Source organism: Mesorhizobium sp. M9A.F.Ca.ET.002.03.1.2, from assembly GCF_003952365.1.
In the GTDB taxonomy this organism is placed as follows: domain Bacteria; phylum Pseudomonadota; class Alphaproteobacteria; order Rhizobiales; family Rhizobiaceae; genus Mesorhizobium.
Genome location: NZ_CP034443.1, coordinates 5200662 through 5224420 on the forward strand (window position 1 = coordinate 5200662; position 23759 = coordinate 5224420).

Consider the following 23759-nt stretch of genomic DNA (forward strand, 5'->3'; position numbering starts at 1 on the left):
TCACCGGACCGAATGGCGCAAGCTAGCACAAAGCCCGATTTCAGTCGGTCCAAAGAAATCGACAGGATAGGTCGATTGATCTATCATTCGGGCTGTTTTTCTCCAGATTGACCACGAATCCGATGACAGAAGACCAATTGGACCGCATCGACAGGAACATCCTGTCGGCGCTGGGCAGCAATGGGCGGCTTTCCATGTCGGAACTGGCGGCAAAGGTCGGCCTGTCGAAGACGCCGGTGCAGGCGCGGGTCAAGCGGCTGGAAAAGGACGGCGTCATCCGCGGCTACCAGGCGATCATCGACCGCGAGCGCATGGGCGAAGGCCATGTCGCCTTCGTCCAGGTGAAATTGTCCGATACCCGTTCGGCCGCGCTCGACGCCTTCAACCGCGCCGTGCAGGCGGTGCCGGAGATCGAGCAGTGCCACATGATGGCGTCGAGCTTCGACTATCTGCTGAAGGTCCGCACCACCGACATCGCCGCCTATCGCCGCGTTCTCGGCGAGCGCATCTCCGCCCTGCCCCACGTCGCCCAGACCTCGACCTTCGTGGCGATGGAGACGGTGAAGGATCGGTAGGCGCCTCCGCATAGAGGATTGACCCTGCAACATCTGCGATTGGCCACCGGCCACTGCGCTTCGTCATCCCAGGGCGGAGCAGGAGCGAAGCTCCGTCGCGCAGACCCTGGGATCCATGCCGTAACCTCCGCCGAAGAATGCAGCGGCCCAGAACGGCGCTTGCATCCGCAACGGCGACAGCTACCCTTCCACCACGACCGGCTACACCTATATGACCGCGAGCCAGAAGCGCGGCACGATCTACATCGGCGTCACCAACGATCTCGGTCGCCGCATGCCGGAGCACAAATCCGGCCAAGGCTCGCGCTTCACCAGCCGCTACGGTGTGCAGCGTCTGGTCTGGTACGAGGAGCATTTCGACATTCGCGATGCCATCCAGCGCGAGAGGTCGCTGAAGCGCTGGCCGCGTCAGTGGAAGATCGAACTGATCGAGAAGGCCAATCCAGAGTGGTTCGAGCTTTTTCGCGGAACGGGTTGGTAGCGTTCGGTCCTTAGCCGCTGGAGCACTGCCGCGAGGTAACGGCATGGATCCCAGGGTCTGCGCCGCGTCGCTTCGCTCCTTACTCCGCCCTGGGATGACGAAGGGAGGAAATGGTTCGGCCAATCCCGGAGGTTTGCGACCTGCCACTGAAATTAGCCGCTGACAGGAATTATCGCGAATCTCTCCTGCGTATCGCAGACAAACCCCAAAACTCAATCCGCCAGTGTCTTCAGGAACGCCACCAGAGCCGCGCGTTCGCGGTCTGAAAGCTGCAGCGGGTGGACCTCGGACACGCCCTCGACACTTGCCGGCGCCTTCGAGTAATGCGCCACCACCTCGTCGAGCGACGAGAACTGCCCGGCATGCATGTAGGGCGCGCGGGTGGCCGCACCCCGCAGCGACGGCGTCTTGTAGGCGCGGATCAGCTCCGGTCCCGCCTTGACCATGAAGCGCAGCTCGCCACAGGCGCCGGCGTCGCCATCGCGAAAGGCGCCGAAACAGTTGAACGGATCGGCCTCGACTTGGCGTACCGCGTCGACGCGGCCGCGGTCCGGCGGCAAATTCGCAACCGGCGGCACGCCGGTATTGTGAAAGCCGCTGTCGGTGAAACGCGGCCCGGTATGGCAGGTCACGCAATTGGCCTTGCCGATGAACAGCTTCAGCCCGAGGATTTCCTCAGGCGAAAAGGCATCGTCACCTTGCGGCTGTATACCGGTAGCCAAGGCGGCAGCGAACCGGTCGAAGCGCGTCCGCGGCGGCGCGATCGACCGCTCAAATGCGGCGATCGCCTTGCCGATATTGGTGAAGACGCGATTGACGCCCTCGGCCTGCGCAGCGGGCATGGCGTTCCACGCCGCCTTCTCGGCAGCGTTGCCGAGCGGGCTGGCGTTGGCCGGCACCTTGGAAAGGTCGGGCAGCGGCCCGAAGATGCGCTCGTAGCGCTCGCCGAAGCGCGCCTTGATATAGTGCGCGAAGGCGGCGCGGTTGCCGGCCTGCTCCAGCGGATTTTCCAGCGGCGCCAGCGCCTGCGCCCAAAGACTGTCGCGCCGCCCGTCCCAGAAGAACCATGGATCATGCGCGACGCCGGCCAGCGGCATCGTGCGCCGGTTGGTGCGTCCGACGCCGACCGCCCGCGGCAGGTCGTCCTGGAACTGCCGGTCTATTCTGTGGCAGGTCGAGCAGGAAACCATGCCGTCGCCGCTCATCCCGACGTCGAAGAACAGCGTCGAGCCAAGGGCGGCGGCGGCCGGCAAATCGGCGAAGCGGTTGGTGGTGTCGGTCTTCAGCGGTGGCAGCGCCGACAGCGCCAGCGAGGCGATGGTCTTCTTCTCGGCATCGGAAAACGCCGGCTTGCCGCAGCCGGCGAGCACGGCCATCGCCAGCAGCGCGAGAAGACGCGAAAGGCGGCTCATCTTGCTCCGGCTCTCACAGCAGCACGTTGAAGACGACCGTGTCGGATCCGGCCGCCGCGGAAATGGCGAAATGCAATTGCCACAATCCGCTCATCGTGAATTTCACCCCGTCGATGCGATAGCACCCGTCGCCGAGATAATCGGTCGCTTGCGGGCTGGTCGGCAGACCGTGCCTGTGCTGCGGCATGCCGCCGGAAATCGTGATCGCGGCGCCCTCCACCGGGGCTCCCGCAACTGTCTTGAGGGTCAGCAGCCAGGATTGCAGCTCGCCTTGCCGGATAACGCCCCGCTCCGGCTCGAAACTGGCTACGAACAACCCGTTCGTCGTCTTTTTCGAGCGGGCAATCTCGGAGCCGGCACGCTGCGGCGCTTGCGGCACGGTCAGATAGACGGCGGCAAGAATGCCAGCCAGCAAGGCAGCCAGACCAAGACCTGCCAGAACATAACGCCATAACGATGCCAAACCGGTTCCTTCTCCAGAGATAACGTCTTGGTGGGCAGATCGCGTCCCGCCGCGCCGTTGAGAAAACGCATCTGGCGCAAAATCCGCTGACGCCAAGCATGGCGCTGCCAGCCGCAAAAAGCTACAGCAGCGCAGTCTTTGGTTTCGTGCATGTCGTTACCCCCAAAACCGCTGCGCGCTTTTGGACGACATGCACCAGGAGAGAGAGATTCATGACTGGAATAGGCGTCGCCTCGATCGGTGAATGCATGCTCGAACTTTCAGGCCAGGCGGGGCCGAACTGGCGCATGGGTTTTGCCGGCGACACGTTCAACACGCTGTGGGCGCTGCATGCGCTGAGCGGCGACCGGCCGGCGACCTATGTCTCGGCCTTCGGCGACGACCCGTTCTCGCGCGACCAGATCGATTTCTTCGCGCAAAACGGCATCGGCATCGGCGCCAGCCCGGTCATAGCAGGCGCACGGCCCGGCCTCTATGCGATCACGCTGACCGGCGCCGAACGCTCCTTCACCTACTGGCGCGGCGACGCGGCCGCAAGGCAGCTTGCCTCCGACGCGGCGGCCTTGGAGAAAAGCCTTGAAAATCAGGCGCTTGTCTACTTTTCCGGAATCACTTTGGCAATTCTGGATGACGCCGCGCGCAAGACATTGCTGGCAGTTGCGGCCAAGGCACGCGCCGCCGGCTCACTTGTCGCCTTCGATCCCAACTACCGGCCACGGTTGTGGCGCCAACAGGAGGAAGCGCAGGCCGCGATCCTCGATGCGCTCGCAGTCGCCGACATCGCGCTGCCGACCTTTCCCGACGAGCAGATGCTGTTCGGCGACGCAACGCCGCGGGCAACCGCGCAACGGCTTGGCGAATTGGTCGGCGAAGTCGTCGTCAAGAACGGCGAGGAGCCGGCGTTGATCGCCGCGAACGGAGCGTCGCAATCCGTGCCGGCCGTGCATGTCGCCGCCCCCGTTGACACGACCGGCGCCGGCGATTCCTTCAACGGCGCCTATCTCGCCGCCCGGCTTGCCGGCCATGCCCCGGCCGAGGCCGTGCTGCGCGCGCATCGCGTCGCAGCAAGCGTCGTCCAGGTGCGCGGCGCGCTGGCGCCGTTCGAGACGCTGAGGGCGGCGTTCGAAGATCAGGCAGGCTGATGAGAGCGGAGGTCGAACTCCGCTCCGCTGGTGCGAGCCATCGCTGCTAAAGCGCGTCGCGTTTGAACGGATTCATGCGACGCGCTTTAAGTTCTTGTTTTTATACATGTCGTTATCGCAAAACCGCTGCACACTTTTGCGCGACATGCATTAGCCGCACGCGTGAATACTCCGGCCGAAAGTGCTTGAGGTTTTCACGTCCGCTGGCGTGCAGCCCAAGCTGGTCGCTATCCGCGCTTTTCGATGACGCCATACAGAACGTTGCGGTTCTCGCCAAAGAACACCTGCGCCTCGACGGTGTTGCGGTCGACGCTGGCATTGATGATGTTCCACATATCGGCCTCCGAGCGCTGCAGCAGCGCCCAGTTCATGACCGTCTCCATGAAGCCGTCGTCGATCATTTCCGGCGAGAAATTGGCGAAGAGAAAGGTCCCGCCCGGCTTCAGCTTGTGCAGGCAGCACCGGGTGAGCTTAACGGCTACCTTGTGGGTAAGGTAATCGTAGAGACCCGCCGCATAGATAAAATCGAACCGGCCGAGTTCGTAGGCGTTGGTCAGCAGGCCACTAACGGAGCCGTCGAGCGCCTCAACGGCTGTTCCGCGAAAGTCGCGCGCGACCGATCCGACGCTCTGGGGATCCTGATCGAGTGCAATCCACCGCTTGATCCGCCCTTCGCGAAGGGCGGCGGAACGATCGGCTTCGCGCAGATGTCCCGCGGCGATGGTGAGGATTTCCGTCTCCCGCCCTTGAAGAGCCGCGGTTTCGTCGACATGCCGCGCCAGGAGATCGCGCCGCTCCCTCACGGCGTTCGAGGAAAGGGAATCCTTCGTGCTGTCGTAAAGCGCCTTCCCGAGCGGGCTGGCGCCGGCGATCTCCGCCGCGACGCTCGGATGGCCGTAGATGAAGTCAAGCAGATGGGCGTCGCCCGAATACCCCCTGGGCTTTTCGAACGACCAGCGCGTGAAAGGATCCTGCAGGAAGAACTCCAGGGCCGGGTGGTTCTGGGCGATCGGGATGAGTTCCTGCCAGACCGCCGGATGCAGCTTGCCGCGCAATGCATGCAGATCGACATTGGCGCGATTGATGATCGCGGCCGTGTCGCTCTCCCGTTCGAACCTTTGCCCGGCAAACCCCAGGATCAGCGCCAGCTCGGCCTTGCCGGCTTCGAACTGCTCGTCATGCCGACGGGGGCGGCGCGGGGAAATCAACGCGTCCGCGATTGCTTCGGGAGTGATAAGACTTTCCCCGTCGAACGACATTTGATTCATACTGTAACCTTTATGTTAATACTCCATTAACCTTACGGCTAAATGAAAGCGTTTGCCAAGGAGGACGAAAGCAAATTCTCCTGTACGGTCGCAGCCGGCGCCCGTTGCCACCGAATATTTGATGAAAATTGGCGTAATCCCGAAGAACCTTCGGTAATGAGGCATCTGCTATGGTGGTCTCGTTGGAGCCTGAAACGAGTTGCGGTCGGGTCGGGGGATCAGTCTGTCTGGCGTGCGACGAACATCGAGGTCGAACGCCGTCCAACCGAGAAGTGTAACAAATCGCGTTGCGCGAGGGGGCAATCCGCTGGGTCAGTCCGTGCCAGAACCGTCGACCGATCGTGTCGAAGAAGGTCTGCCGCAGCGGCGCCAACTGTCGCGGGATGAGCTTCCCGTTCTCTACCGGCAGTACCACGACGAATACGGAACGAAGGCGACCAGGCTAGGGATCTGGTCCTCGTTTCTCGTCTACATGCTCTTCTCGATCACCGATATCCTGCTGGTGCCGGACGTCGCGGCCTACACCGTCGCCGCGCGCTTCACGTTCGGCGTGGTCATGTTGTCGATATTCGAGTTGCTGTTTCGCTGGAACGGCAGATCCGCCTGGTTGGACCGGCTCTGCGCCGCGGCCGTCTTCCTCGGATATTTGATCTGGCTCGTCCCGTCGATGATGACCGAGCACACGGTAAACATGTCGTACTACATGGTTTTCGGCGCCATTTTCATGATGGGCGCGAACCTGTTTTTCAGCTTTCAATTTCAGTTGTCGGTCATAACCTCGAGCCTTGTGTTTTCCGTTTTCTTCCTGGCCATGGTGGTCCTCTATCCGCACGACACGTCGTATCAGATCGCTTTCGGCACCTTCTATCTCTCATGCTTCGTTTTCACGTCCTACGTGAACTGGAAGCTGAACCAGGAGCGTTACAACGTCTTCCTGAACGCCCTCGAGGCCAAAATCCAGCACAAGGAAGCCACTGAACGCGGACAGGCGCTGTTGAACCTGTCGAGAACCGATCCGCTTACGGGGCTGGAGAATCGGCGTGCGATTGACGAGAAGCTGCGGCACTACTGGAGCGACTGGCAAAGGTATGGCAGCGGTTTTGTGGCGATCCTCATCGACGTGGACTTCTTCAAAAGGTTCAATGACTTCTACGGGCATCAAGAAGGCGACCGCTGCCTTATTCTTGTCGCCAATGCCCTTGCCGATATGGTCAAGCAGCACAATGGCTCGATCGGCCGCTACGGCGGTGAAGAATTCATTGTCCTGGCTCACATGGAGAAAAGAGAACAGGTCGCGGATATCGCGGAAGCCATTCGAAGCACGGTGGAGAACCTCGCGATTGCCCATGAGCATCGCAGGGACGGCACCTCGGTTGTGACGGTGAGCGTTGGCGCTGCATTCACCAGGCCGCAGACTGGCGCCAAGCTGGAGAAGATCATCCACGAGGCCGATCGCGCGCTCTATCTGTCAAAAGCAGGCGGTCGAAATTGTGCCCGGCTGTTCGATCCAAACGATCCCCAGAGCAGCGACGAGAGCGAGAACATTGCGGCTTTGCTGAAGATCGCGATCGGCCAGGATCTCGTTTCACTCGTCTATCAGCCAATCCAGAATGTCGTGTCCGGCCGAGTTGAAGCCGTCGAGGCTCTGATGCGCCTCAACATGCTGGACGGTACATCGGTTCCGCCGAGCCTGTTCATTCCCGTGGCGGAACGAACTGGCGCGATCCTGGCGCTCGGGCGCTGGGCAATAAGGACGGTGTGCGCTGAGCTCCTGGCGCAGGATCACGTCCGTGTCGTCAGTGTCAACGTCTCTCCAATTCAGCTCAAGACGCCCGGCTTCGCAGCTTCCGTTGCGACCATTTTGAGCGACACTGGCGTAGCCGGCAGCAGGCTGGCCTTCGAAATCACCGAAGGGCTGGAGATGGAGATACACTCCGACATTCTTCGCTGTATCAGCGACCTGAAGCTGCTGGGGATCAGGATCTGGCTTGATGACTTCGGGACGGGCTTCGCGGGCCTCTCATGGCTTCGTTTGATCGATTTCGATACGGTGAAGATCGACCGCTCATTTCTTCATGACTGCGGCGCCCCGAGGGGCAAGGCGATGCTGCAGGACATTATTGCCCTGGTCAGAAATCGCGGCCATAAAATCCTGGTCGAAGGGGTGGAAACCGACGAGCAGATGGCCCTTGTACGCGAACTTGGCATAGATGAAGTCCAAGGCTTTTATCTCGGCCGTCCCGTTCCCGCCACGAGGTTCCGCGCGAGGCCGACTACCCACAAACGCTCACTTTCACTTGTCAAGTCCGCATGAACAGCGGCGGGCGATCTGAACTCCTGCAAGTCGGCGTCGCCGCGCCTCCCTCAGCAGATGGTCCAGCGGATTTGTCTTGGCGAGTGCGTGCATCTTTTGAAGCGCCGGTTCCGGACATTCGCGACCGCCCGACGTAGCTTCGCGCTACACCCCACCAGCCTGGCTCATGGCTTCGTGCTCGCCTCCCGGAACGCCGCTTCTCCGGCCTCCGACACCTCGGCCCACTTCTTGTCGGCTGCTGGATCCGCGGCGTAGCTGTCGTGCCAGTTCCACCACTTGTAGGTCGGGGTCTGGGGATAGCCCTCGGGCGAATCCTCCCAGACCTCCTGGCGGCCGAGCGGCGTCGCGTCGAGATAGCTCCAGACCGTCCCCATCGCCTCATCGCCGCGAGTGTTGATGAAGTAGGTGCGGAACACCCGTTCGCCGTCGCGGATGAACACGTTGTGGCCGTGCCACTCGTCCACGCCGAAGTCGGCATCGAAGCTGTCGGTGATGGTGTACCAGGGCATCTCCCAGCCCATTCGCGCCTTGAGGCGCGCGATGTCCGCCTGCGGTGCGCGCGAGGCGTATACGAGGGTGGTGTCGCGGGCATTCAGATGGGCGAGGTGGCCGACCTGATCGGCCCCGAGCGAGCAGCCGCGGCAGGCGTGGTCGGGCCAGCCGAACACGCCGGGCTCGAAGAAGGCGCGGTAGACGATCAGCTGACGGCGGCCTTCGAACAGGTCGAGCAGGCTCGCCTTTCCGCCGGGCCCCTCGAACGCATACGTCTTCTCCACCGCCATCCACGGCATCCGCCGCCGCTCGGCGGCCAGGGCGTCACGGGCGCGGGTCTGGGCCTTTTCCTTCACGAGCAACTGCTCGCGGGCCGCCTCCCACGCCTGCGGCGACACCACCGGTGGCGTGTGCATGGCAGGCTGTCCGCTTTTCCGTCCGTTCTCGGCTGATGCAGTCATGGCTCAAAACCTCCTGATTTGGCGAATGCCCGCGCCTCGTGGCTGAAGCGCGATTCCATTCGCTGCTCGTCGCTCGCTGTTGGTCGTGAGATAGTTTGGCACCGGAAAGCGGACGGTGGGAGTAACAAGTGTGGCGTTATTCCGATGGAGCCGCTGATGACGGCCGCGGCGTGCGCTGGAAGCGGGTGACCCCTCGGCGTTTTGAACCGCGTGGCGTTGCGCGCATGTGATTGCGCTACTTCGGCGATCGGGGTTTGCAAGCCGCGCGGAAGTCTGTTCGCCGCTGTCGCGCAAGCGCAGGCCAGCGGCCAACTTTAACGGTTTCGAGGAACTCGTTTATCTTATGCTGGACAGGTATTGGCGCTGCCTCGCCTCTGGACCGTGCTTCCTACTCTTCGGTCGACAGCGCATTGCGCGCGGCATAGAGTTCCGCCGTGAAATCGGTAATCAGAGCCGAGTTGATGCCGTCTGGCGGTCGCAGGATCAGCGCGCGGAAATGGACCGCCGGCTCGAACGGTATTGCGATAATGCCGGCAATCATGCGGTCGGCGATAACGGACGGATTAACCAGGCCGACTCCCATGCCTTTTGCGGCAAGAATGGCGATCGTTAGGCCATAGGGGGTCTCGATCAGGATGCGCGGGCGCACGCCATACGCGGCGAAGACCTTGTCCATCGCAACCCGCACCGTGTCCTCCGGTGACAATGCCAGGAACGCCTCGTCGGCGAGATCGGTTGGCGTGATCACCGCCTTCTCCGCCAGCCGATGGTTCTTCGGCATCACGCAAACCGCGCGCGGCGTGTTGAAGACGCTGTGGATCACACCGCTCGTGTCCACCTCGTCTGCGGCGAGCCCGATGTCGAAACTCCCTGATGCCACCAGATCGCGCACCACGTTGGAGGTGCGCACCTGATAGCTGATGCGCACCTGCCGATGCTTTCGCGAAAAGGCCACGATGGCGCGCGGCACTAGCCCATGCCCCAGCGCCGAAAGGCTGGCGACGCGGATCGTCCCCGTGCCCACTTCCTTGATCTGGGCCGCGCGCAGCTTCAGCCGATCGAGACCGACTAGATTAGCCTTCACTTCTGCATGGAAAAGTTCGCCTTCGCGCGTGGGTACCAGTCTGCCGCGGATGCGGTCGAACAACTTGAAGCCGAGTTCGGCCTCCAACTTCGCGAGCGAACGGCTAATCGCTGGCTGCGAGGTGTCGAGCAGCGTTGCGGCAGTGCTAGCTCCGCGCGTGATCATGATTGCGTTGAAGACATCGACGTCGTGCAGGTTCATGGATAGGCCATATCAAAAACGGATGAACTTTATCGTTGCGGTCATAGATAGCAATGGGCGAGATGGCTATGGTTGCCTATGACCCAGCGCGACGACACCTGCCATGTCCATCCTCCCATGCGTTCGCAAGAGCCGTTCCAGTCGTTGGCGATGCCCGTCGAGCGTGCGTCGACCGTCGTCTTCGACGATCTCGAATCCTTCGAACGTCGCGTCGAGCGTCTGTATGACGGCTTCAGCTACGGGCTCTACGGCACGCCGACCAGCCGTCAGTTGGAAGATCATATCGCCGTGCTGGAGCACGCGACGCGCGCGCTTGTCGTCCCGTCCGGCATGGCCGCCATCGTGCTGGCGACCATGGCCACCTGCCGCGGCGGCGACCGGGTGCTGATGCCTGAAACACTTTACGGTCCGGCGCGCGACATGATGGCCCGTTTTCTAGGGCCGCTCGGCATCGACGCCGTTTCCTATGATTCCCGGCTCGACGCTGGAATAGCTGCGCTGCTTGACGACACGACACGGCTGGTGTGGATGGAATCGCCGGGCTCGTCCACCTTGGAGGTGCAGGACGTGCCGGCCATCGTGGGAGTAGCTCACAAGGCCGGCGCGTTGGTGGCGGCGGACAATACCTGGGCTTCGCACCTGCTTTTCAAGCCGCTCGACCACAACGTCGACATTTCTATGCAAGCGCTTTCCAAACATGCCGGCGGCCATGGCGATCTGCTAATGGGTTCGGTCGCCGTGCGTGATGAGGCTCTGTTCCGGCGCCTCAAGGATACGGCGCGATTTCTCGGCTACGGCGTTTCGCCAGAGGACTGCGCGCTGTGCGAGCGCGGCTTGATGACCATGCCGGTGCGCATGCGACACGCCGACGCCACGGCCCGCAGCATCATGGAGTGGCTGTCGGGGCGGGCCGAAATCGCACAGCTCCTGCACCCGAGCCTGCCGGACCATCCCGGCCATGCTATCTGGAAACGCGACTTCGCCGGTTCGGCGGGGGTGTTCTCTTTCGTGCTACGGCCGGAACTGGCCTCGCTCCAATCCAAAGTTCTCGGTCGCATGCGCCTGTTCAGGCTGGGCGCGAGCTGGGGCGGTGTGCATTCGTTGATCGCGATCAGTGATCCGCGAAGAGATCGGCCCAGCCCCGATTGGCTGAAGCGTGGTCCGGTCTGGCGCCTATCGATCGGCCTCGAGGCACCCGACGACCTGCTGGCCGATCTTTCCCAAGCCTTCGACCTTTTTGCCGAAGCCCTGCAGAACGGAGTTGCCTTGGCCGATGCCAAGGCTGCCGAGTGACGCCAAACTCAACAAAACAAGGGGAATAACGATGAAAACCAGAAGTTTGAAATGGATCACCGGTATCGCGATCGGACTAGTGGGTCTGGCCGCCGGCGTCGGCGAGGTGTCGGCGCAGGCCGTCGTCAACAAGATCAAGGAGCGCGGTTATGTGAGCTGCGGCGCCAGCCAAGGCGTGCCAGGTCTCTCGCGCCCGGACGAGAAAGGCTATTATCGCGGCTTCGATTCCGACATCTGCCGCGCGTTCGCGGTCGCTATCCTCGGCGACAAGGATAAGATCCGCTATGTGCCCCTCAATGCCGGCCAACGTTTCCCGGCACTGCAGACGGGCGAGATCGACATTCTGTCGCGCACATCCACCATCACATTTACCCGGGATACGGTTGTCCGTTTCGTCTGGATCAACCTCTACGACACGGACGGTGTGCTGGTGCGCAAGGCCGACAACATCACTGAGCCGAAACTGCTCGACGGCAAGACCGTCTGCCTGCAGGGCGGCGGCTCCCTGACCGAAAAGGCCATTGAGGAAACCGAGGAAGAATTCGGGATTTCCATGAAGAAGGTCTACTACGACTCGACCATTCAGGCGCGTGACGCTTTCTTCGGTGGTCGTTGCGACTCCTACGTAACCGACGGCACCGCCGCGGCAGGCCAGCGTGCCTCGGTGGCCAAGAATCCGGACGACTACGACATCCTCAAGGTCGGTCACGCCGCTGAACCCAATGGCGTGGCTGTCGCGCGCGGCGACGACCAGCTCTTCGACGTGGTGCGCTGGACAATGAACGCTCTGTTCTGGGCCGAAGCCAACGGCATCACCGCGCAGAACGTCGATGAAAAGCTCGCTGCGGGCAATCCGGAGATCAAACGGGTGCTTGGCGAAGAGCCCGGCTTTGGCGCGCCGCTCGGGCTGGACGACAAATGGGCCTACAACGTCATCAAGCAGATGGGCAACTATGCCGAAATCTGGGACCGGAACCTCGGCAAGGACAGCACGCTCAAGGTCGAACGCGGCATGAATGCGCTGTGGAAAGACGGCGGTCTCAACTATCCCTTCCCATGGGATTGAGCCTTGGTCGGGCGTGCCGAGCGCGCGCCCTTCCCTTCAACTGAAGAACCGAGGCCGGTATGCTAAGCGAAGCCAAGACCAGATCGATCATCATTCAAAGCGTGTTGGTGACGACTGTCATCGCTTGCGCTGCGCTGCTGGTCTCCACCACCTTCGCCAATCTAAGGGCGCGCGGTATCCCGATTGGCTTCGATTTCCTGACGATGCCGTCCAGGATCATCATTTCCGAGGCCATCCTCACCTATAAATCGCGCGATCCCTACTATTGGGCGATCGTTGTCGGGCTGGCCAACACGGTCTTCATTTCCGCTCTTGTCATCGTCTTCTCCTCCGTCCTTGGCCTGGTCGTCGGCATCACCCGGCTGAGCAGCAATCCCCTGGCAGCGGGTACCTGCCGGGTCTGGGTTGAAATAGCCCGCAACTCACCGCCGATCGTCCTTTTGATTTTCCTCTATTCGTTGTGGTGGAAGGTGCTGCCGCCGGTCGGCGAAGCGCTGAATCCGCTGCCCGGTGTTTACGCATCGATGCGCGGCTTCGTCGTGCCGGCCTTCAGCATCGACATCGGTATAACAGGCACACTGATCATCCTGTTCGCCCTGACGCTCGCCGCGCTCAGCTACGATCTCGCCCGGAGTGGTCGCTTGTCGCCCTTGGTTGTGCCGGCGATCCTGGCTGCCGGCGTCGTGGGACTGTGGCTCGCCGATATTCGCTTCGCCGTCGATTTCCCGGTCTTCACGGGTTCGAACTTCCGGGGCGGCAGTGAACTGACGCCCGAGCTCAGCACCATCCTCGTCGGCCTCACGATCTACACCACCGGTTTCGTGGCCGAGATCGTACGCGGCGGTGTTTTGTCGGTCGGTCGTGGCCAGTGGGACGCCGGCCATTCGCTCGGCCTGTCACGTGGCAAGATCCTGCGGCTGGTCGTCATCCCGCAGATGCTGCGGGTGATCGTCCCGCCGCTCAACAGCCAGTACATCAATGTCGTCAAGAATTCGACGCTGGCGATCGCCGTCGGCTACCCGGACTTCCTCGCGGTGATGAATACCATCATCAGCAAGTCCAGCCACTCGATCGAAGGCGTCTTCATCATCCTCGGCGCCTATCTCGCCCTCAATCTTACCCTGTCGAGCGCGGCCAACTGGTACAACCGCCGCATCGCCATCGTGGAGCGGTGACCATGGCCATGTCCCTTCCCATGTCCTCCAAGGCAGGGCCGGACCATTTCCGGTTCGCCGGCCTGCGGCGTCCCGCCAAGCTGTTGTTCGGCACACCGCTCAACGCTGCGCTCACGCTGCTGTTCGGCGCGCTGCTGTTCGTCACCGTGCCGCCCATGCTGCGCTGGCTGGTGATCGATGCGGTGCTCTTCGACCCCGACCCGAATGCCTGCCGAGCAGCCACTGGCGCCTGCTGGAGCTTCATTTATGCCAAATCCGGCCAACTTCTGTTCGGCATCTATCCGTTCGACGAACGCTGGCGCCCAGCCATTGTTTGCCTGCTCATTCTGGCGCTGCTCGGCTGGTCGGTGCGTCCGGCGAGCTGGACGTCACGATTGCTGGCGCTCTGGGTGGCGGCGTTCATTTTGATCTTCTGGCTGATGGGGGGAGGCTTCGGACTGGCCGAAGTGCCGACTTCATCCTGGGGCGGCCTGCCGGTGACACTGATCTTGACCATCGTCGCCATCGGCATCGCCTTTCCGGTCGGCATCCTGCTCGCGCTGGCAAGGCGCTCGACGCTGCCGGCCGTCCGGGTCGGCGCGGTGGTGCTGATCGAATCCGTGCGTGGACTGCCATTGCTGTCCATCCTGTTCGTGGCGTCGATCATGATGCCGCTGTTCTTGCCCGAGGCGCTACTGCCCGACAAATTCGTGCGCGCGCTTGTCGCGCTCACCATCTTCGCGGCTGCCTATCTCGCCGAAGTGATCCGCGGCGGCCTGCAGGCCATTCCGAACGGGCAGTATGAGGCAGCAGCGTCGCTCGGCCTGCCCTTTTGGCGCACACAACGTCTCGTCATCCTGCCGCAAGCCATCCGGGTGGTGATCCCAGCGCTCGCCAACACCATCATCGTTATGATCAAGAATACGAGCCTTGTCCTGGTCATCGGGCTGTTCGACCTGATCAGTTCAGGCAAGGCTGCACTGGCCGACCCCGAATGGCCGTCGCCGGCCGCCAAGACCTTTCTCTTCATTGGCGCGATCTTCTTTGCGCTGTCCTTCTCCTTCGCCCGCTTCGCCGATTTCCTGGAGCGGCGAGGCCCGGCCGCTCACTAGATGTGGAGCCTCAACAGGTTGTCCTCGGACAATCCGAGGCGACTGATGGGTGTTTTGGATTTTAGGCTGCCATGCGGGCGGTGCCAATTGTATCGGTGCAGCCAGACGGGCAGCTCGGCAGCACGGCGATCTGAGGTCGTGTAGGCTCTTGCGTAGGCCCATTCTCTGAGCGCGGTCTGGATGAAGCGTTCGGCCTTGCCGTTGGTCTTGGGCGTGTAGGGCTTGGTTCGGATGTGTTTGAGGCCGAGGGCTTTGCAGGCGGCGCGGAAGGCGCGGCTTTTATAGCAGCCGCCGTTGTCGGTCATGACCCGTGAGGTGGTGACGCCAAGGCTGGCATAGTAGGCGATGGCGGCGTTGAGGAAGGCGACGGCGCTTTCCTTTTTCTCGTCGGGCAGGATCTGGCTAAAGGCGATGCGGGAGGCATCGTCAATGCAGACGTGGACGAACTCCCAGCCCGCGCCGCCTTTACGGGAAGTCCGGCCATTGCTTTGGCCGGTGCGATCGCCGGTGATGCGATGGCCGATGCGGTCGAAACGGCCGAGCTTCTTGATATCGATGTGGATCATGTCGCCCGGCTCGTCACGCTCATATCGACGCACCGGCTCTGCTGGCTCAAGGTCCTTCAGCCGCGACAGCCCGGCCCGCGCCAGCACCCTGCTCACCGTCGCCGGCGAGACGGCGACCACACTTGCAATGTGCTTGCCCGTGAGGCGCTGGCGCCGCAGCGCAACGATCCGATCGGCCACAGCCCGTTCGGTCGCATTCGGACTGCGCCTGGGTCGCGACGAGCGGTCGACCATGCCGGCACGGCCTTCGGCCTTGTAACGCTCGACCCATCGCTTCACGACCTTCGCCGTCACCGCGAATTTCAACGCTGCTTGGGCTTGGGAAAGGTCGCCTTCCATGACCGCAAGCGCCATCTCCTCTCGACGAAGCGGCGTGAGACGGGCATTCTTATGAATGTTCATTCGGGTCCTCCGACGAATCTGAAGTGTGGTAACTCCAGTCTCCTCGGTCGGGCCCGAATGGACAACCTTCTGGAAACTCACAACTAGAGCGGGATGCGTTCAAATTGAACTGGGCATCCCGCTCTATCTATTTGTTTTAGCCGCATTTTTGCGACGCCAAGTGATTCCACTTGGCTGCAAAACCCTAGGAATGCTGCAATGTCGACTTCCGTATCCGCCATCCGGCACGTTCCATCCCTGCCCATGACAAACGATCCCACCGCCATCGAGATGGTCGGCGTGAACAAGTGGTACGGGGCCTTCCACGTATTGAAAAGTATCGATCTAACCATCCAACGCGGTGAAAAACTGGTGATCTGCGGACCGTCTGGTTCAGGCAAATCGACCATGATCCGCTGCATCAACAGACTGGAAGAGCACCAGCAGGGCCGCATCGTCGTGGACGGTATCGAACTGACCGGCGACCTGAAGAAGATCGATGAAATCCGCCGCGACGTCGGCATGGTGTTCCAGCACTTCAATCTGTTCCCGCACCTCACCATTATGGAAAACCTGACGCTGGCGCCGATCTGGGTGCGCAAGATGCGGCGCAAGGAAGCCGAGCAGGTCGCCATGCACTATCTCGATCGCGTGAAGATCCCGGATCAGGCGCACAAATATCCCGGGCAGCTTTCAGGCGGCCAGCAGCAGCGGGTGGCCATCGCGCGCTCGCTTTGCATGAGCCCGAAGATCATGCTGTTCGACGAGCCCACCTCGGCGCTCGACCCTGAAATGGTCAAGGAAGTGCTCGACACAATGGTTTCGCTGGCCGAAGAGGGCATGACAATGCTGTGTGTCAGCCACGAGATGGGCTTCGCCCGACAGGTGGCCGACCGTGTCGTCTTCATGGACCAGGGTGAAATCGTCGAGATCAACACACCGGCCGAGTTCTTCTCGAGCCCGCGCCACGAGCGCAGCAAGCTATTTCTGGCCCAGATCCTGCATTAGCTAACTCCCGCGTTCCCAACGACATAGACGGGGACGGCGGACATGATCCTGTCCAAACCGAACGGAGCGTAGCAAGGAATCGATTCCGGCTTCCGTGTCATGCGCCAGGCAATCTGAACCGGTATTCCGTCACGTGATGATAGATCTGGCCGGGCCACAGCGTGGCCTGCGGGAAATATGGCCGGTTCGGCGCGTCCGGCCAGACCTGCGGCTCCAGGCAGAAGCCGGAAAAAGCCTTGTAACGGCGTCCCTCGAGTCCCGGCGAAGGCGGCGCCAGATACTGGCCGGTATAGAGTTGGACGCCCGGCTCGGTGGTCCACAATTCCATCTCGACGCCGGAATTGGCCCCTTGCGCCCAGGATGCCTGCCTGAGCGGCCCGCGCGTCGAGGCAAGGCAGAAATTCTCGTCGTAGGGAACTGCTCGCCCTCGTTCTCCATGCGCAACGGCCGCGCCTGGCGGAAATCGAAGGGCGTGCCGTCGACCGGCTTGACGACGCCGGTCGGGATCAGGTCGCCATCGACCGGCAGGTAGGCGCCGGCGTTCAGCATCAGCCGGTGGTCGAGGATATCGCCGGCTGAATATCGACGCGCTCGATCCGGGCGAATGGTCCCTCCTTGATCTCGAACTTCAATTGCGAAGTTGACATGAGCGTCAGACTGACCTGGAAGTTCGAATAGGTGACATCCATTTCCAATCCAACCGGGAAACGATCCATAGACATTCTCTTAGTTACTCCTTTGAGGTGACAGAGAGCCCGGCTGAGTTGGTTGCAATCGGGGGCTATGGTGGGAAGAAGACCTGCTTCTAAATCCCCCGGCTCTACGCGGTGGTTGGGGCAGACCAGATCATCAGCGCCACAAAAGGCCACGAAGATGATGCCGGTCTGCATCCGTCCGTGCCTCGCAAGTTTCTGGCTTACGGAGCAGTCGGACGACGTGCCGGGCTCCGAGCGCATAGCCGCCGGGAACCACGAGCTTCACGACCACGAAGATTGAAACCGGAAGGGCGAGGATGGCGAGGGCCGGCAAATGGATCGATCCCGACACTCACCGAAATGGTCGCCATCCCGGCCCGGATCAGCCTTCGCGCGGCGCCGGCGTGTTGAGAAGCTGCTGCTCCCAAAGATACGCGATGCCGCTGCCGGCGAAGTGCTGGATGAGAATCTCGGTCAGCGCCTCGACATGCCCGGTGCGCGCCCAATCGCGTTGCCATTCGCCAGCGAGCGCCATCACGGTCATCACGTTCGCACCGGCCGCGATCATTCGCTGGATGGCAACTTCGTGAGACTCCTTCGAAATCCCGCCCGACGCGTCGGTGACCACGGTCACGTCCCAGCCCTCGCCGGCGGCCTGGATCACAGGCATTGCGACGCAGACCTCGGTCCACAGGCCGGCGATGATCAGTTGCTTGCGGCCGGTCGCCTTGACGAGGTTCACCACATTCTCGTCCTGCCAGGTGTTCACCCAGGTGCGATCGATGACTTCCTGGTCCGGAAATACGTCGGTGATCTGCTTGAAAAGAAGACCGCCACGGCCCGCGATTACGCTGGTGAGAATGGTTGGGACTTCGAACGCCTTAGCCAGCTTCGCCAGCGCGGTCGTGCTGTTGACCACAGCTTGCGGATCATGGCTGTTCAGGTTCGCGAGTTGATAAGGTTGGTGATCGATCAGAACGAGGACCGAATCTTCGGGGCGAAGAAGCGAATCGAGGCCGTTACGAGGGGTCATCAAGACTTCCTTTCTCTGCCGCTATGGACGGCGATGGGTTCACGGGAGACATGCGCCAGCGGGCGACGTTGCCTGGGCGCAATTTGCTGTTCCTTTTGGTGATGCGGTAGTGCCATAGTCAGGCAAGCTGTGTCGCGAAACGAGGAACGCCGAATTGGACATCGAAGATCTACAGACATTCGTCGCAGTGGCCGATGCCGGGGGCGTTTCGGCCGCCGCGCGCCGGCTCGGCGTTTCCAAGTCGATCGTCAGTCGTCGGCTCTTCCGAGTTGAAGCGGAGCTTGGCGTCCAGCTTCTCGCACGAACGACTCGTGGCGCCGCGCTCACCGAAGCGGGAATCACGTTCAGGGATCATGCGGCCAGAGCCAGCGCCGAGATCGACACCGCCAGGGAAACGATCCTCCCGACCGGCGACCTTCGTGGCCGCCTGAGGGTTGCCATGCCGCTTACTTTCGGCCCGACCCACTTCGCCCCCGTGCTCGCGGAAATGGCGCGCCAGCACCCGCAGCTCCACATTCATACCTCCTACAGCGATCGCTTCGTCGACCTGATCGCCGAGGGTTTCGATTGCGCGATCCGGGGCGCCTACCTTCATGACTCCAACCTGATCGCGAAGCGCGTCGGGCCGATCCATGGAAAGCTTGTCGCAAGCCCCGATTATATCGAGGTGCACGGGTCACCAGCGACTCTGGACGAACTCGTCACCCATCAGGCCCTCATGCAGGGAACGGAAGCCTGGCAGTTCATGGATGGTAGCAAGATCGTCACGGTTCAGCCGCAGGGCAAGTTCAAGGCCGACAGCGCCACGGCGCTTGCCGCTGCGGCAGCGGCAGGTCTCGGCATCGCCTGGCTCCCCGATTGCATCACATATGAATATGTGGCCTCCGGCGCGCTGGTCCCGATCATGACACGCTATCCGGTCCCTCCAGGGGCCGCCTATGTTGTCCGCCCGCCGGGTCAGCATCCCACGCGGAAAGTGCGGGTGCTCACCGAAATGCTGGCCGAGTATTTCAAACGGAACCCGGAACTTTGGGGTTCCGACGGCTAGAACGCGAACGGTTCAAAGCATTGTCAAGGAACCGTGTTCGACGGTGGCACTATTCGGCGACATGGCCCGCACGTTCCACTTGCTGCAACACAGCTTGACATATTACGGGGCTAGTTCGGTAGACGGTCGCGCGCCAGTTTAGACATTCCGGAAGCCCAAGAGAGGATGGCGCGCATGAGTTGGAACCCGGCAATCGAACCGGGCTGCCCCGATGAGGTCGGAATCGACGCGATCGAAACCCTCATCGTTCCCCGTTCCCGCGACCTCGGCGGCTTCGAGGTCCGGCGCGCCCTGCCAGCACCGAAGCGGCAGATGGTCGGGCCGTTCATCTTCTTCGACCAGGCGGGCCCCGCCGAACTATTGACCGGGCAAGGCGTCGATGTCCGTCCGCACCCGCATATCGGGCTGGGCACCGTCACGTACCTTTATCGCGGCGACTTCCATCACCGCGACAGCACCGGCGCCGACCAGATAATACGCCCTGGCGCGCTGAACTGGATGGTCGCCGGGCGTGGCGTTACCCATTCGGAGCGCACCTCCGCGGCTGCCCGGAGCGGTCCGAACAGTCTGTTCGGGATCCAGACATGGCTGGCCCTGCCCGACACCCATGAGGATATGGCGCCCACCTTCGAACATCACGGCAAGAAGGCCCTGCCGATGATCGAGGACACGAGCGTCTCGGTTCGGCTCATTCTTGGAAACGCCTACGGCAAGGTCGCGCCCGCGACGATGTTCTCCGAGACGTTCTACGCCGACGTGAAACTCGAGTCGGGAAGCCGGCTGCCCATGCCGGACGATCACGAGGACAGGGCCATCTACATCGTCGAAGGCTCGATCTCGATCGCCGGCCAGGAGTTCGAGGCAGGTCGGATGATGGTCTTCCGTCCCGGCGACAGGATCACGGTCGCGGCCGGCGACAGAGGCGCGCGCCTGATGATTCTCGGCGGCGCGACCCTTCCGGGGCCGCGCTACATCTGGTGGAACTTCGTCGCGTCTTCGCAGGAGCGCATCGAAGAGGCCAAGGCCGAATGGCGCGCGCAGAACTGGGGCAAGGGGCGCTTCGATCTCCCGGTCGATGACCGGGATGAGCACATTCCTCTTCCGGACTGACCGGCGCTGATAAGGTGATCCCGGACACGGCTCGGGCGGTCGAGGACGGCACACCAGCTAGGCTCAGGACCCATTAATTGGTTGAGTTGTCGGCTGGGTGATGATTCAAGGTGGCAGGAGGATGCCACCTTGACTGATTTGCTGATGTTGACCCCGGAGCAGATGCGCCGGATTGAGCCCTATTTCCCGCTTTCGCATGGGGTTCCACGCGTGGACGACCGGCGGGTGCTGAGCGGCATCCTGTTTGTGATCCGCAATGGATTGCGCTGGCGAGATGCCCCTGCCGGCTACGGTCCGCACAAGACCATCTACAACCGCTTCATCCGCTGGAGCCGGCTGGGCGTGTTCAACCGCATCTTGGCCGAGCTAGCCGCGCAAGGTGGCGGTACCGAGAGGCTGATGATCGATGCCACTCATCTCAAGGCGCATCGAACGGCGGCGAGCCTGCTCAAAAAGGGGCTCTACCCCGATGTATCGGACGCAGCCGGGGCGGGCTGACCACCAAACTGCAGGTGGTTTGCCACGGCAAGGGGCGGCCGCTGCTACTCTATCTGAGCGAGGGACAGGCCAACGATCACAAGACTGCTGCCGCAGTTCTCGAGCAGCTACCGCACGCCAGCTTCCTGCTCGCCGACAGGGCCTACAGTTCCGCTGCCTTCCGGCAGGCGCTGGCAGATCGAGGCATCACGCCGTGCATTCCTCCTCATGCCAAACACCGCACAAAGCACGTATACGATCCAATCCTCTACCGACAGCGCCACAAGATCGAGAACATGTTCGCCCGGCTCAAGGACTGGCGTCGCATCCACACCCGCTACGACCGATGCGCTCACACCTTCCTGTCAGCCATTGCCTTCGCCGCAGCATTCATCTTTTGGATCAATGAGTCCTGACCCTAGAAGGAGCAATTCCCATGAAGGTTCGCAAGTTCACCATCACCGACGCAGCGCTGGAGCGTTCCCCGGGACAGGACGGCGAGGTGTTTGTGGGCAATCTGGTCGACCAGCGCCATGCCTCCCCGATCACCATCGGGTACGGGCGCTATGGGCCGAACCAGACACTCGAGGAGACAATGGCCGTCGATGATGTGATGGTCGTCCTCGAGGGGCGACTGTCGGTATCCGGAAAGGCAGGCAGCGTCACCGCAGGGCCAGGCGAGATCTTCCATATGCCCAAAGGCCAGAACGTCACGATCTGCTCGCACGAGCAAGGCGCGGTCACCGCCTATGTCACCTATCCCCACTGGCGGGAGGCACGGGGGTAAGTCCTCCGGGCGACGCCGCAGGCTCGACGTACACGCCGATCATGCTCAACCGAGTAGGCGCTGAGGCCTGTGTGGATCTGGCGCGAGACCTCTCCACTTTGTCCCAGCGACGCCTCGCGCGCGCAGGCTGAAAGTTGTGCAAATCCGCCGTCCACGAACACCTCGCGCCCGTCTGGAAGCTGCTGTCGTTGAGGCAGCGACGGCAGTGATAACGGGCGGCAAGGTTCGGATGCCGCCACGGCAAACTGAACGGCGGGCGCAAAGCTGCCATCCAACGCCGACGCGTGAGCTCCGCCTTGGGCCAGAATACGTCATTGGACTGTAAGCGATTCGAACTTTCACCGTTACCACGCTTTTCGCCCCTTACTCGCTCTTGGCGTGGTGGAAATGACAGAATTGGCGCCAAAGAAGATGAGCCTGAGAACTTTCATCTCCTTGTAAAACTTAACTGATTTCCGCCCCCAATGCGATATGTGGCCGGCGACGGTCATTTTGAGATGAATTGCCCGGATGAATGGCGACCTGATGACCACCCCTGCCAACAACAAAGCCTACGAGACCCAAACGACCGCTAGCGATCAGCTTGGATCGGACTGGCAGGCTCGCTGTGGTGTCGAAGGCGGGCCGAACCAGACAGAAGCGCCACTTCCCGACAGTGGCAGTCAGCTTCGCGAGCGTCGCGATCCGACCTTAGCGGGCCCTCCGGAATTGCAGCACGAGCACGCCAAAACCGGAAAATGGGAATCTCAGCCCAGTTCCCGTATAGTCCTTTTTTATGGAATGGGGAACTGAGGAGGCGAACGGATGCCTTTGCGAACGCGTCTGACAGAACGGCTCGGCATTGAACATCCGATCATCTCGGCCCCAATGGGCCTTCTGGCCGGTGGAAAGCTGGCGGCGGCCGTATCGCATGCCGGCGGCCTCGGTTTGATCGGCGGCGGCTATGGCGATGGCGACTGGCTGGATCGCGAGTTTGCCGTAGCAGGCAATGTTCGTGTGGGGTGCGGCTTCATCAGTTGGTCGCTTGAGAAGAAGCCGGAACTGCTGGATCAGGTCTTGGCCAGGTCACCGGCGGCGCTCATGTTGTCCTTTGGATCGCCCGCTCCGTTCGCCGCGCGGATCAAGCAATCCGGAGTGCCAATGATCTGTCAGGTGCAATCGATGGCACATGCGCGGGAGGCCGTCGACGCTGGTGCGGATGTAATCGTCGCGCAGGGCGGTGAGGCCGGTGGCCATGGCGGGAGCCGTTCAACGCTTACTCTTGTGCCCGAAGTCGCTGACCTTCTCGCCGATGCGGCACCGGACACACTTCTTGTCGCAGCGGGCGGCATCGCCGACGGCCGGGGACTCGCGGCAGCCCTAATTTTAGGCGCCGACGGCGTGCTGATCGGCTCGAGACTGATCGCCAGCTCCGAAGCGGCGGCGCCGCCGGGATTTCAGCAAGCGATCGTTGCCGCCGACGGTGACTCGACAATCAAGACAGCCGTGGTCGACATCGTACGCAACTATGAATGGCCTGGCGAATTCAGCGGTCGAGCGCTCAGGAACCGCTTTGTTACTTCTTGGCATGGACGCGAGGACGTCCTTGCCGAGCCCGCGATCAATGCTGATGAGAATGAGCGCTATTGGAGCGCATTTCGTTCGGGAGACGCGGACAACACTGGCGTCTTCATGGGCGAGGCCGCGGGGTTGATTCTAGATGTACGGCCCGCTGCCCGCATCTTGGACGACATGGTTGCACAAGCAGAGCGGGCTCTCGGGGAAGGCCCGCAGCGCATAGTCCGGTCGAGGACATAGCGTCAAACGGCATTTCGGCTTCCGCTTTCCCGAATACCGCGACAAGGAGGCTTTTTGGTCAAGGGCTTTGCTATCGGTGCGGTGCCGGACGTCCGCTCCCCACCTGTTGCAGATTGTCGACCATTGCCGAGGTATGGCAGTTCAGGGTCAAACCTTCGCGTTCAAAACGGCAACGCCGCGCTGCCTTAAGCGGACGGCGAACGGCTCTCCAAACAGTTCTCTCTTTTGTTCAGACGCATGGTCCGAATACACTTTCAAAATCAATTGGTTCGTAAGTTTGGCGCGCCGCAAGAGATTCGAACTGTTATGTCGAACAGTGCGACTGGCACAGAGGTCGGC

Annotated in this window: 23 protein-coding genes and 1 pseudogene; 14 read left to right on the forward strand and 10 right to left on the reverse strand. The window is 61.9% G+C overall.

Annotation, left to right across the window (positions count from 1 at the left end):
* Positions 1 to 122: 122 nt before the first annotated feature.
* Positions 123 to 575 (forward strand): Lrp/AsnC ligand binding domain-containing protein, encoded by a 453-nt coding sequence (locus tag EJ066_RS25235; RefSeq protein WP_126042669.1) that lies wholly within the window; start codon positions 123 to 125, stop codon positions 573 to 575.
* A 211-nt stretch (positions 576 to 786) separates the two neighbouring features.
* Positions 787 to 1056 carry a GIY-YIG nuclease family protein gene (locus EJ066_RS25240; RefSeq protein WP_126042670.1) on the forward strand — a complete coding sequence of 90 codons (270 nt, stop codon included), beginning with the start codon at positions 787 to 789 and terminating at the stop codon, positions 1054 to 1056.
* Positions 1057 to 1268: 212 nt separating this feature from the next.
* Here the strand turns inward: EJ066_RS25240 and EJ066_RS25245 are convergent, their stop codons facing one another.
* Genes EJ066_RS25245 through EJ066_RS31525 form a run of 3 tightly spaced genes read right to left on the reverse strand, consistent with a single transcriptional unit; the run spans position 1269 to position 3083 of the window.
* On the reverse strand, positions 1269 to 2468 hold the full coding sequence (locus EJ066_RS25245) for a cytochrome c peroxidase (RefSeq protein WP_126042671.1): 1200 nt from the start codon (positions 2466 to 2468) through the stop codon (positions 1269 to 1271).
* A 13-nt stretch (positions 2469 to 2481) separates the two neighbouring features.
* Complete coding sequence (locus EJ066_RS25250; RefSeq protein ID WP_126042672.1) at positions 2482 to 2931, reverse strand: FixH family protein; 450 nt, start codon at positions 2929 to 2931, stop codon at positions 2482 to 2484.
* On the reverse strand, positions 2850 to 3083 hold the full coding sequence (locus EJ066_RS31525) for a hypothetical protein (RefSeq protein WP_189644585.1): 234 nt from the start codon (positions 3081 to 3083) through the stop codon (positions 2850 to 2852). The genes EJ066_RS25250 and EJ066_RS31525 overlap by 82 nt, the downstream gene beginning before the upstream one ends.
* Before the next feature lie 60 nt (positions 3084 to 3143).
* Here EJ066_RS31525 and EJ066_RS25255 point away from each other — a divergent pair, with 60 nt between their 5' ends.
* Positions 3144 to 4073: a sugar kinase gene (locus EJ066_RS25255; RefSeq protein WP_126042673.1), complete on the forward strand. Its 930-nt coding sequence runs from the start codon at positions 3144 to 3146 to the stop codon at positions 4071 to 4073.
* A gap of 227 nt (positions 4074 to 4300) precedes the next feature.
* Here EJ066_RS25255 and EJ066_RS25260 read toward each other — a convergent pair whose 3' ends face one another.
* Positions 4301 to 5341: a class I SAM-dependent methyltransferase gene (locus tag EJ066_RS25260; RefSeq protein ID WP_126042674.1), complete on the reverse strand. Its 1041-nt coding sequence runs from the start codon at positions 5339 to 5341 to the stop codon at positions 4301 to 4303.
* Positions 5342 to 5714: 373 nt separating this feature from the next.
* Here EJ066_RS25260 and EJ066_RS25265 point away from each other — a divergent pair, with 373 nt between their 5' ends.
* A complete protein-coding gene (locus tag EJ066_RS25265; protein ID WP_245455235.1) occupies positions 5715 to 7655 on the forward strand; it encodes an EAL domain-containing protein in 1941 nt (646 codons plus the stop codon).
* 164 nt (positions 7656 to 7819) lie between these two features.
* On the opposite strand, the gene EJ066_RS25270 is transcribed toward EJ066_RS25265, so the two are convergent.
* Positions 7820 to 8608: a thioredoxin family protein gene (locus EJ066_RS25270; RefSeq protein ID WP_126042675.1), complete on the reverse strand. Its 789-nt coding sequence runs from the start codon at positions 8606 to 8608 to the stop codon at positions 7820 to 7822.
* 388 nt (positions 8609 to 8996) lie between these two features.
* The gene (locus EJ066_RS25275) at positions 8997 to 9893 is read right to left on the reverse strand and encodes a LysR family transcriptional regulator (RefSeq protein ID WP_126042676.1); all 897 of its coding nucleotides are present in this window, start codon (positions 9891 to 9893) and stop codon (positions 8997 to 8999) included.
* A gap of 78 nt (positions 9894 to 9971) precedes the next feature.
* On the opposite strand from EJ066_RS25275, the gene EJ066_RS25280 reads away from it, so the two are divergent.
* The 4 genes from EJ066_RS25280 to EJ066_RS25295 are packed head-to-tail and all read left to right on the forward strand — an operon-like array spanning position 9972 to position 14518.
* Positions 9972 to 11186, forward strand: a complete 1215-nt coding sequence (locus tag EJ066_RS25280; RefSeq protein WP_126042677.1) for a PLP-dependent transferase — start codon at positions 9972 to 9974, stop codon at positions 11184 to 11186.
* A 31-nt stretch (positions 11187 to 11217) separates the two neighbouring features.
* Positions 11218 to 12252 (forward strand): transporter substrate-binding domain-containing protein, encoded by a 1035-nt coding sequence (locus EJ066_RS25285; protein WP_126042678.1) that lies wholly within the window; start codon positions 11218 to 11220, stop codon positions 12250 to 12252.
* 59 nt (positions 12253 to 12311) lie between these two features.
* Complete coding sequence (locus EJ066_RS25290) at positions 12312 to 13427, forward strand: ABC transporter permease subunit (protein WP_126042679.1); 1116 nt, start codon at positions 12312 to 12314, stop codon at positions 13425 to 13427.
* Between the two features lie 2 nt (positions 13428 to 13429).
* Complete coding sequence (locus EJ066_RS25295; RefSeq protein WP_245454976.1) at positions 13430 to 14518, forward strand: amino acid ABC transporter permease; 1089 nt, start codon at positions 13430 to 13432, stop codon at positions 14516 to 14518.
* Here the strand turns inward: EJ066_RS25295 and EJ066_RS25300 are convergent.
* Positions 14515 to 15486 (reverse strand): IS481 family transposase, encoded by a 972-nt coding sequence (locus EJ066_RS25300; RefSeq protein WP_126039676.1) that lies wholly within the window; start codon positions 15484 to 15486, stop codon positions 14515 to 14517. The genes EJ066_RS25295 and EJ066_RS25300 overlap by 4 nt on opposite strands.
* Positions 15487 to 15729: 243 nt before the next feature.
* Here EJ066_RS25300 and EJ066_RS25305 point away from each other — a divergent pair, with 243 nt between their 5' ends.
* Positions 15730 to 16473 carry an amino acid ABC transporter ATP-binding protein gene (locus tag EJ066_RS25305; protein ID WP_189644560.1) on the forward strand — a complete coding sequence of 248 codons (744 nt, stop codon included), beginning with the start codon at positions 15730 to 15732 and terminating at the stop codon, positions 16471 to 16473.
* Between the two features lie 97 nt (positions 16474 to 16570).
* Here the strand turns inward: EJ066_RS25305 and EJ066_RS25310 are convergent.
* The 3 genes and pseudogenes from EJ066_RS25310 to EJ066_RS25320 form a co-directional block, all read right to left on the reverse strand.
* Positions 16571 to 17049, reverse strand: a pseudogene (locus EJ066_RS25310) (galactose-1-epimerase); the annotation flags it as partial.
* Positions 17022 to 17363 (reverse strand): hypothetical protein, encoded by a 342-nt coding sequence (locus EJ066_RS31530; RefSeq protein ID WP_189644361.1) that lies wholly within the window; start codon positions 17361 to 17363, stop codon positions 17022 to 17024. The gene EJ066_RS31530 and the pseudogene EJ066_RS25310, both read right to left, overlap by 28 nt.
* A gap of 187 nt (positions 17364 to 17550) precedes the next feature.
* Positions 17551 to 18201 carry a hydrolase gene (locus EJ066_RS25320; protein WP_126042681.1) on the reverse strand — a complete coding sequence of 217 codons (651 nt, stop codon included), beginning with the start codon at positions 18199 to 18201 and terminating at the stop codon, positions 17551 to 17553.
* Between the two features lie 154 nt (positions 18202 to 18355).
* Here EJ066_RS25320 and EJ066_RS25325 point away from each other — a divergent pair, with 154 nt between their 5' ends.
* The 5 genes from EJ066_RS25325 (at position 18356) to EJ066_RS25345 (ending at position 23420) form a co-directional block, all read left to right on the forward strand.
* On the forward strand, positions 18356 to 19249 hold the full coding sequence (locus EJ066_RS25325; protein WP_126042682.1) for a LysR family transcriptional regulator: 894 nt from the start codon (positions 18356 to 18358) through the stop codon (positions 19247 to 19249).
* Between the two features lie 174 nt (positions 19250 to 19423).
* Positions 19424 to 20359: a pirin family protein gene (locus tag EJ066_RS25330; RefSeq protein WP_126042683.1), complete on the forward strand. Its 936-nt coding sequence runs from the start codon at positions 19424 to 19426 to the stop codon at positions 20357 to 20359.
* Positions 20360 to 20488: 129 nt separating this feature from the next.
* A protein-coding gene (locus EJ066_RS25335; RefSeq protein ID WP_126042684.1) for an IS5 family transposase occupies positions 20489 to 21252 on the forward strand; the annotation gives its coding sequence in 2 pieces (ribosomal slippage) (positions 20489 to 20822 and positions 20822 to 21252; 765 coding nt in all).
* 20 nt (positions 21253 to 21272) lie between these two features.
* Complete coding sequence (locus tag EJ066_RS25340; RefSeq protein WP_126042685.1) at positions 21273 to 21623, forward strand: ethanolamine utilization protein; 351 nt, start codon at positions 21273 to 21275, stop codon at positions 21621 to 21623.
* Positions 21624 to 22427: 804 nt separating this feature from the next.
* Entirely contained in the window at positions 22428 to 23420 is a 993-nt protein-coding gene (locus EJ066_RS25345; protein ID WP_126042686.1) for a nitronate monooxygenase, read from the forward strand.
* Positions 23421 to 23759 lie beyond the last annotated feature (339 nt).

Coding starts and splice junctions, on each gene's coding strand:
- EJ066_RS25235 (WP_126042669.1), top strand. CDS start 123: ATGACAGAAGACCAATTGGACCGCATCGACAGGAACATCCTGTCGGCG.
- EJ066_RS25240 (WP_126042670.1), top strand. CDS start 787: ATGACCGCGAGCCAGAAGCGCGGCACGATCTACATCGGCGTCACCAAC.
- EJ066_RS25245 (WP_126042671.1), bottom strand. CDS start 2,468: ATGAGCCGCCTTTCGCGTCTTCTCGCGCTGCTGGCGATGGCCGTGCTC.
- EJ066_RS31525 (WP_189644585.1), bottom strand. CDS start 3,083: ATGCACGAAACCAAAGACTGCGCTGCTGTAGCTTTTTGCGGCTGGCAG.
- EJ066_RS25255 (WP_126042673.1), top strand. CDS start 3,144: ATGACTGGAATAGGCGTCGCCTCGATCGGTGAATGCATGCTCGAACTT.
- EJ066_RS25260 (WP_126042674.1), bottom strand. CDS start 5,341: ATGAATCAAATGTCGTTCGACGGGGAAAGTCTTATCACTCCCGAAGCA.
- EJ066_RS25270 (WP_126042675.1), bottom strand. CDS start 8,608: ATGACTGCATCAGCCGAGAACGGACGGAAAAGCGGACAGCCTGCCATG.
- EJ066_RS25275 (WP_126042676.1), bottom strand. CDS start 9,893: ATGAACCTGCACGACGTCGATGTCTTCAACGCAATCATGATCACGCGC.
- EJ066_RS25280 (WP_126042677.1), top strand. CDS start 9,972: ATGACCCAGCGCGACGACACCTGCCATGTCCATCCTCCCATGCGTTCG.
- EJ066_RS25285 (WP_126042678.1), top strand. CDS start 11,218: ATGAAAACCAGAAGTTTGAAATGGATCACCGGTATCGCGATCGGACTA.
- EJ066_RS25290 (WP_126042679.1), top strand. CDS start 12,312: ATGCTAAGCGAAGCCAAGACCAGATCGATCATCATTCAAAGCGTGTTG.
- EJ066_RS25295 (WP_245454976.1), top strand. CDS start 13,430: ATGGCCATGTCCCTTCCCATGTCCTCCAAGGCAGGGCCGGACCATTTC.
- EJ066_RS25300 (WP_126039676.1), bottom strand. CDS start 15,486: ATGAACATTCATAAGAATGCCCGTCTCACGCCGCTTCGTCGAGAGGAG.
- EJ066_RS25305 (WP_189644560.1), top strand. CDS start 15,730: ATGACAAACGATCCCACCGCCATCGAGATGGTCGGCGTGAACAAGTGG.
- EJ066_RS31530 (WP_189644361.1), bottom strand. CDS start 17,363: ATGCAGACCGGCATCATCTTCGTGGCCTTTTGTGGCGCTGATGATCTG.
- EJ066_RS25320 (WP_126042681.1), bottom strand. CDS start 18,201: ATGACCCCTCGTAACGGCCTCGATTCGCTTCTTCGCCCCGAAGATTCG.
- EJ066_RS25330 (WP_126042683.1), top strand. CDS start 19,424: ATGAGTTGGAACCCGGCAATCGAACCGGGCTGCCCCGATGAGGTCGGA.
- EJ066_RS25340 (WP_126042685.1), top strand. CDS start 21,273: ATGAAGGTTCGCAAGTTCACCATCACCGACGCAGCGCTGGAGCGTTCC.
- EJ066_RS25345 (WP_126042686.1), top strand. CDS start 22,428: ATGCCTTTGCGAACGCGTCTGACAGAACGGCTCGGCATTGAACATCCG.